The organism is Dolichospermum sp. UHCC 0352, from assembly GCF_009711925.1.
Classification (GTDB): Bacteria; Cyanobacteriota; Cyanobacteriia; order Cyanobacteriales; family Nostocaceae; genus Dolichospermum; species Dolichospermum lemmermannii.
Map to the genome: position 1 here is coordinate 23,459 of NZ_VIKY01000130.1, position 7,705 is coordinate 31,163.

A 7,705-nucleotide genomic window follows, 5' to 3' on the forward strand; every position below is an offset into this window, starting at 1 on the left:
ATTCAGATCCCCGACTTCTCAAAGAAGTCGGGGATCTATTTAGAAGTCGGGGATCTATTTCCTTATTTAAAAGGTAACTCTGCATTAATAGCATCCATTTCTTTTTGTTCCATTTGATTTACTTCCCGAACCCAAGGCAAAATAATTTGTCCTAAACGGTTGTTGTAAAAGCGGTGAAGGCTGTAATTAGCAGTAGCAGGGAATCCCCGACGTTTTTTATGTTTACCACCTGCTCCTGGGTCAAAATTTTGGATACCATGAGCGATCGCCCATTCAATTGGTGCATAATAACAAGCATCAAAATGTAAGCAATCTATGTCCTGAAAACTCCCCCAATAGCGTCCATATAGTTTGTCTTCTTTGAATAAACAAAAGGACATCCCCACAGGTTGACGTGGATCTTGCTCATTATAAGCGGCAAAAAATACGACTCGATGCCGATAATTATGGTGCAACTGTTCAAAAAAGTTCTTGGTTAAATACTTACTTCCCCACCAACCAAACTTATCGCAAGTATCAGCATAGAAATCATACATTAACGGAAACAGAGAATTAGGAATTTCCTCACCTGTTAATGCTTGCAATTTTAAACCAGCCTTTTCTACAGCTTTGCGTTCCCGTTTAATATTGCGTCTTTGATTGGCATTAAATCCAGTCAAGTAATCATCAAAAGTTTGAAAATTAGCATTTTCCCAAACATAATTATGATGTAGCCAAGTTGTAAATCCCTGGCGTTCTAAAATTGGTCGCCATTGGGGATCAACATAAAGAAAATGACAGCCAGAAATCCGATGTTTCACACAAAAACTATCAATTTCATGGAGGATTACCGCCGTAATTTCTTCCTCATCTTCTCCCGCAGCTATTAAAAACCGATAGCCTTCAGCCGGGGTAAATGGTGTCATTCCTAGCAGTTTTGGATAATACTCTATTCCTAAACGGGAAGCTAATTCTGCCCACTGCTGATCAAAAACAAATTCGCCCTGGCTATGTCCTTTTAAATATAAAGGAGCAGCCGCAATTAAAGTTTTATCTCGCCACAAAATCAAGTGATTTGGCAACCAACCTGTATTGGCTGTAACACTTTGGGATATTTCCAAATTGTGCAACCAATCCCATTCTAAAAAAGGCGTTTTTAACGGCATTGCTAAAGCATCCCAGTCTGCTTGGGGAACATCGGCGATTGTGTGCGTCCAAACAAGAGAATAATGGGGTTTGTGTTCTTTGATCATTGTGTAGTTTCCCAACAATTTTATATTTTGAATTTACGCCTGAATCCTGACTTATGACTCCTGAATTATCCTATAGTGTAAAAATACTTCTTGCTCTATTGTGGATACTTCTAATAATTGTAACTTAGGAGCAAGATCAGCTAAAAATCCTGTCCCCTCCACAGGTGAAGGGGCAATACTACCACCTAAAATTAATGGACAAATAGTGAGCCAGATTTCATCAATTAAATCAGATTCTAGGAAAGATGCCACTAATTGTCCTCCTCCCAAAATAGCTAGACGGGTAATTTGTAACCGTGCTAAATATTTTAAAGCAGCCAAAATGTCAATTTCTTTGGCAGCAGTTTCAAAGACTAAAACTTGCTCAAACTCTGATCTTTCTTGCCAAAAATAAGCTCCTAGAGAGGTTGTGAGTAACCACCGTCTCACCGGTTGTTGAAAAAATTTAATGTCCGGATTCAGATTGCCTGAACGGGAAATCACTATATGAACCGGCTGGGGATGCTTGTCTGCTTTTTTTCTTTGTTGCAAGAGTATTGTCTCTGTGATAGTCATTGTTGTACTGTAGGCACGAAGAGTACCAGCACCAAATAAAATGGCATCAGATGCAGCAATTTGTTTCTCCAAGTGTATTTTATCAACCAATGAGCCAAACCGCGCAGGCGATCGCCTAAAATCTGCTATTTTACCATCAACACTCATGGCTAAAACTACTGTGGTATGAGGACGATTTTGCATGATTGGGTTGCTTTGATATTTTTTGTGAGGGGATAGATTATTGAAAAATCTATAGCTACAAGATAATTTTGAATAATTTTACACCATTAATATGAATATGCAACAGCAGTCACTATTTAATCTACATTTTATAAAATTTGGTATATGGAACAATACTTTGTCAAAATCGAGAAAAGTCTTGATTTGTAGGTTGGGTTGAAGGATGAAACCCAACATGAGCGTCGGGTTGCGCTGTCACTTAACCCAACCTACGAAAAATGAACAAGATATTGATGGAAGATTGATAAATTTATGTTTCAGTAATTAGTGAGATATTTTTTAAATTTCTAATTCTTACCTGTTCTCTCCTTTCTAACTTGGAAATTTAAATTAATAGTAAACTCATCATCAATTAATAAAATGTCTCCCTTGACTAGTGTAATTTCATATCTTTATTATCGTAGTTTGAAGATGCGAAGTGAGACAAACAATGGCTAAATCTCGTCAATCGTCATTTCGACAAATATTAGTAACAAGAATACTGCTAGTATTTATCCCAGTTTTATTAGTAGGAGAAATGGTTGCCTTGAATAAAGCTCGTTCTAGTTTGTTAAATACTGCCCAACAAAATTTAACAGAAAGTGCAGTTAATAAAGGAGAAAAAATTACTGATAATATTGCCGCTTTACGCTCCAATTTAATTACAGCTAGTCAAACTAAAGTAATTCAATCAGGTTCAACTTTCCAAATTGAACAATTTCTTAAACAACTAAAAAAACAACTACCAACCCAAACTGATTGTCTCCAATTAACCCGCATTAAAAAAGGTGAGATAATTGCCAGTAGTTGTGGTGTTCAAGAAATTATGCCATCAGGTTTATCTCTTACTAGCAATGACGTTGATATTCAATTTATATTACCATCCCAATCGGGAAAAACTGGTAAAAGAGACAAACAAAATCAACTACAATTATTTTTATCAATTCCTGTTTCTAATCAACGTGGTAATTTAGCCTACCGATTAAGCATGAAAACCACATTATATCAACAAAATCCCAATCATCCAGGCTCATTAACGGGTTTTTTGGTAGTCATTGCTGAAGACGGTAAAGTTTTAGCTCATCCATTACCAGAAAGAATCGGTACTAATATTAAAGATTATGCCGATGTAGACAGAATTCAAGCTATAGTTAAAAATGCCTTGGGTGGCAGTAATAATTCCAGTAATTTATCCTTTATAGAAGGACAAGAACTGGTTGCAGGTTTTACAGCTACTACTAAACCTATCACTACAAAACCATCACAAAGATGGATTATCCTAGCAGTTACAAGTGTGGAAAATGCCCTATTTGGTTTAGAAGAAATTAAACTAATTCTCATTGTTTTAACAGTTGGTTTAATTGGTGCAAGTTTATTGGCATCATTTTATTTAGTTCCTTATTTAGCAGGTCCAGTAGAAGAACTCCGCGACTATGCTATTAATCTTCATAGTCACCACGCGGCACAACCCATTCCCCGCAACTTCAAAATTAGAGAATTTAATCAACTAGCTCAAGCATTAGATCAAATGGTAGAAAGACTCAAAGATTGGGCTGAAGAATTAGAAATTGCTTGGAAAGAAGCTAAATCAGCCAATCAAGTGAAAAGTCAATTTCTAGCCACAACTTCTCACGAATTAAGAAACCCATTGAATATTATTATTAACTGTGTGCGGTTAGTGCGTGATGATTTATGTGATAGTAGAGAAGAAGAATTAGAGTTTCTTAAAAAAGCCGATGATACAGCAATTCATTTATTAGGAATAATTAATGATTTGCTAGATATTTCTAAAATAGAAGCGGGTAAACTTTCTGTAATTACAGTACCGCTAGATTTACGACAATTATTATTAGAGGTAATTAACTTACAATCAGTTAATATCCAATATAAAGGACTACAATTAATTTGTGATATAGGTGATAAGCCTATTCCTATAAAGTCTGATTCCATTAAACTCAAACAAGTGTTAATTAATATTATTGGTAATGCTACTAAATTCACTGATGAAGGTAGTATTCAAATTACCATGAGTATTAATCGTCATCAGCAGTATGTTTTAGTTTCTATTAAAGATACAGGAATTGGTATTGATCCAGGAGAACAAGGTAAACTATTTCGTCCCTTTGTGATGGTTGACGGGACAACTACGCGCAAGTTTGAAGGAACTGGATTGGGTTTAGCAATCTCTCGGAATTTAATTGAACTCATGGGTGGTAAAATCACTTTAGAGAGTTTGGGGTTAAATCAAGGAACAACAGTAATTATTAAATTACCTTTGATTGATCTGGCTTTATTACCTAATCCAGAAAAAAAAGATGTGGTCATAAATGGAGTTAGGAGTTAATTCTGGCTCTGAGAAATGTTCCGCAAACAATAAATTTCAAATTACCACCCTCCTAAAATGAAGCGATTTTTTTCAAGTATTTTTGTAGTTACAACTTTACTATTAGCTCCTGGTTGTTCATCTAATACTAAATCTACTGAAACACAAGTTTCACCTAGTATAATGACGAATCATGATGGACATTCCATGGAAAATATGAATCATGAAAATAATTCACAAATAACTACCAAAGTTAAATTAACTGCTCCGAAAAGTTTATCACCAAATCAACCAATTAACTTAGTTATTGATATTCAAGACTCTACTGGAAAACCTGTTAATAAGTTTGACATTTTCCAAGAAAAAATCATGCACTTAATTGTTGTGAGAGATGATTTACAATTTTTTGATCATATTCATCCCGAATATAAAGAAAATGGTCGCTTTGAAGTAACTGCAAATTTTCCAGAGTCAGGAAATTATACACTTTTCAGTGATTATAAACCTGCTGGAAATCAGGAGAATGTCTCATTAATGAATATTACAATTCCTGGTACAGTTCCATTACCAAAAAATTTAGAAAAGTTCACCAAAACTAAAACTATCTCAGATACTAAAGTCAATCTGAATATTTCTGCACCAAAAATCAAAGTCGGTCAAGACATTAACTTAACTTTTGACTTAAAAGACAACAAAAATCAACCAATTAAAGATTTACAACCTTATTTGGGAGAAAAAGGACATTTAGTAATTATTAAAAGTTCATCTCCCCTGACTTCATCTGATTATATCCATGCACACGCAATCAAAAATACTCCAGATGGAAAAATCGAATTTCATACAAAATTCCCCAAACCAGGAACATATAAAATGTGGATGCAATTTAATCGCAATGGACAAATCAAAACCGCAGATTTTTGGGTAAATGTAGAATAGAAAATCGTAGGTTGGGTTAAGCGACAGCCAGGGAATTAATTCCCAGTCTCATAACAAAAGTCGGCTCAAGCCGACTGTATTTTTATGATGATTTCCCAAAATTTCATCTTTCGCAACCGCCAGGGAATGAATTCCCAGTCTCATAACAAAAGTCGGCTCAAGCCGACTGTATTTTTATGATATTTCCCCAAAATTTATCCTTAGTCAGCTTTAGCTTACTTTTGCTATTAGCCATGGCTTCGCCACGCAGGCTATCAGAATTCATTCTGAGGCGGACTTTTTGCTATTAGCCATGGCTTCGCCACGCAGGCTATCAGAATTCATTCTGAAGCGGACTTTTTGCTATTAGCCATGGCTTCGCCACGCAGGCTATCAGAATTCATTCTGAAGCGGACTTTTTGCTATTAGCCATGGCTTCGCCACGCAGGCTATCAGAATTCATTCTGAAGCGGACTTTTTGCTATTAGCCATGGCTTCGCCACGCAGGCTATCAGAATTCATTCTGAAGCGGACTTTTTGCTATTAGCCATGGCTTCGCCACGCAGGCTATCAGAATTCATTCTCAGGCGCTATTATCCATGGCTTCGCCACGCAGGCTATCAGAATTCATTCTCAGGCGGAATCAGACACATTTTACGTTGGGTTTCGTTCCTCAATCAAAAATTAAAAAGGTGGTAATTCCTTCAGAATCGTGAAGCGAATATGGTTAATAGCTAAGTCACCCAGGGAAACCTCTTCTTTCGTTAAGCGAATTCCATCCCTGGTTAAGGTTTCAAAAGTGATACCTTTACCAATTTCGATATGATACCAGCATAAGCCCATAAAGAATCGTGTAGGATATGGTCCACCTTCTTCCAGATCATCAGGATTAGATTCCATTGGCAACCAACCAATTCCCGGAATATAAAACTCTAACCAAACATGATTAAAATCGGGTTGGAGGGGAATTCCCTGATGTTCGGCATAAACTGGACATTTATATCTACCAACGGTGCGGCAAGGAATACCATTCAGGCGACAAAGTGCCAGTAATACACCTACATATTCGCCACATGAACCAGTACCCCGATCTAAAGCTATATCGGGTGTATCAATATGAGGTTTAATAGCATAAGACAATTGATCATAAACGTAGTTGCGGATACTGTACATTTTCCGTAACAGATTAGTTTCTGTACCAACGGCTGTGCGGGCTGCACGGATAACAATATCTGTATCCATTGCTAAATCGTCATCATCTACCAGATAGCGGGTTTTTAATTCTGGTGACAGTTCTGGAACATCTTCGACATCTTTAGGGGTGATGCGATGTTTAATGCCGCGTACTTCTACTAATGCCTTCCAGCCAAATATGTGACGTTCACCGGGGGCAAGGGTATCAAATTTAAATACGGCTACTCTTTGTCCGTCAATGATTTCTTCTGTGAATGGTAAACCAATGGGTTCAACTTGTTGGACTTTTTGTCGTTGGGTTTCTGAGGGTAGGGCTATGCGCCATTCTATATCGGCTAAATAAATTTCATCAAGGGGGGAAATTTCTTCAACATAAGACATTTCTATCAGATAGCCATTAGAGAGGGCGTAGCGTTTATCCTCTTGGTAATGATATTGTAGAGAATGAATAAATGTGCGATCGCGGTAGGTTAATTCAAAACAAGGGTCAGCATTGGGATTATCCCGAATATAAGGTTCTTCGCTGGAGTATGCCACATAAATACGATCTTTGCCTGTGTCATCCTGCCCCTGAACTGCGATACCTGTAGGAGAATCAAAAGCCGTGAGAACACTGAAACGCACTTCTCCAGTTGCTCTATCCATAGAGTAAACTGTTTGTTCCGTGCGATCGCATACCCATAAAGTTTCTTTACTAACTGCCAAGTTTTGGATACCGACACCAGGGGCATAAAATCTGGTGATTTCCTTGCGGGTATCCCGGTTAAAAATCAAAATATAGCCAAGTCTTTGGCAACTAACATAAACGGTAGATTCCCAAACGGCAACACCATCAGCGGGATAGGGTAAAGTTACAAAATGCTCTAAACCTAAAGATGCCAATTTACATAAATAGACACTATTATCACGAGTCACCCAAAGATCATCTTCCCACACAGCTAAACCGGTAACTTCTTTAAATTCGCGGACTTGGTGGGGATTAATAATTTTGCTGTTATCGGTAAGAGGGTCAATTTCTAATAAATGACCTTTGACCGTATCAATAGCAATAAGTCTATCCTTGATAAAAGCAATACCGTACAAGGTAGCAGCAGTAACTGGTCTGATTATTTTTTGCCCAAACATCTGGTTCACCGTCAAACTGGGTACTGGAAAACTTATATCATTAAGCATATTAGTCATAAATTATTATTTATTAGGGAACAGGGAACAGGGAAGAGAAATATTTTTTTGCAACTGACAACTGTACCGGCGAAGCATTTGCAGAACTATTTTTGGCAATGAC

5 protein-coding genes and 1 CRISPR repeat array are annotated in these 7,705 nt (G+C 37.1%); of the genes, 2 read left to right on the plus strand and 3 right to left on the minus strand.

Annotated elements, in window-relative coordinates:
* Nucleotides 1-62: 62 nt before the first annotated feature.
* Both FJR06_RS08850 and FJR06_RS08855 read right to left on the minus strand, forming a co-directional pair.
* On the minus strand, nucleotides 63-1,232 hold the full coding sequence (locus tag FJR06_RS08850) for a GNAT family N-acetyltransferase (RefSeq protein ID WP_015083144.1): 1,170 nt from the start codon (nucleotides 1,230-1,232) through the stop codon (nucleotides 63-65).
* Between the two features lie 51 nt (nucleotides 1,233-1,283).
* A complete protein-coding gene (locus tag FJR06_RS08855) occupies nucleotides 1,284-1,973 on the minus strand; it encodes a RibD family protein (protein WP_041458569.1) in 690 nt (229 codons plus the stop codon).
* Nucleotides 1,974-2,439: 466 nt separating this feature from the next.
* Between FJR06_RS08855 and FJR06_RS08860 the strand changes: the two genes are divergently transcribed.
* Together FJR06_RS08860 and FJR06_RS08865 are read left to right on the plus strand one after the other, a co-directional pair.
* The gene (locus FJR06_RS08860; protein ID WP_168651264.1) at nucleotides 2,440-4,332 is read left to right on the plus strand and encodes an ATP-binding protein; all 1,893 of its coding nucleotides are present in this window, start codon (nucleotides 2,440-2,442) and stop codon (nucleotides 4,330-4,332) included.
* A gap of 57 nt (nucleotides 4,333-4,389) precedes the next feature.
* Nucleotides 4,390-5,247: a hypothetical protein gene (locus FJR06_RS08865; protein ID WP_148764815.1), complete on the plus strand. Its 858-nt coding sequence runs from the start codon at nucleotides 4,390-4,392 to the stop codon at nucleotides 5,245-5,247.
* Between the two features lie 231 nt (nucleotides 5,248-5,478).
* Nucleotides 5,479-5,854: direct repeats of the CRISPR family, unit length 31 nt; unit sequence CCATGGCTTCGCCACGCAGGCTATCAGAATT.
* Nucleotides 5,855-5,910: 56 nt separating this feature from the next.
* Here the strand turns inward: FJR06_RS08865 and FJR06_RS08870 are convergent.
* Nucleotides 5,911-7,593: a transglutaminase domain-containing protein gene (locus FJR06_RS08870; protein ID WP_174783442.1), complete on the minus strand. Its 1,683-nt coding sequence runs from the start codon at nucleotides 7,591-7,593 to the stop codon at nucleotides 5,911-5,913.
* Between the last annotated feature and the right edge of the window lie 112 nt (nucleotides 7,594-7,705).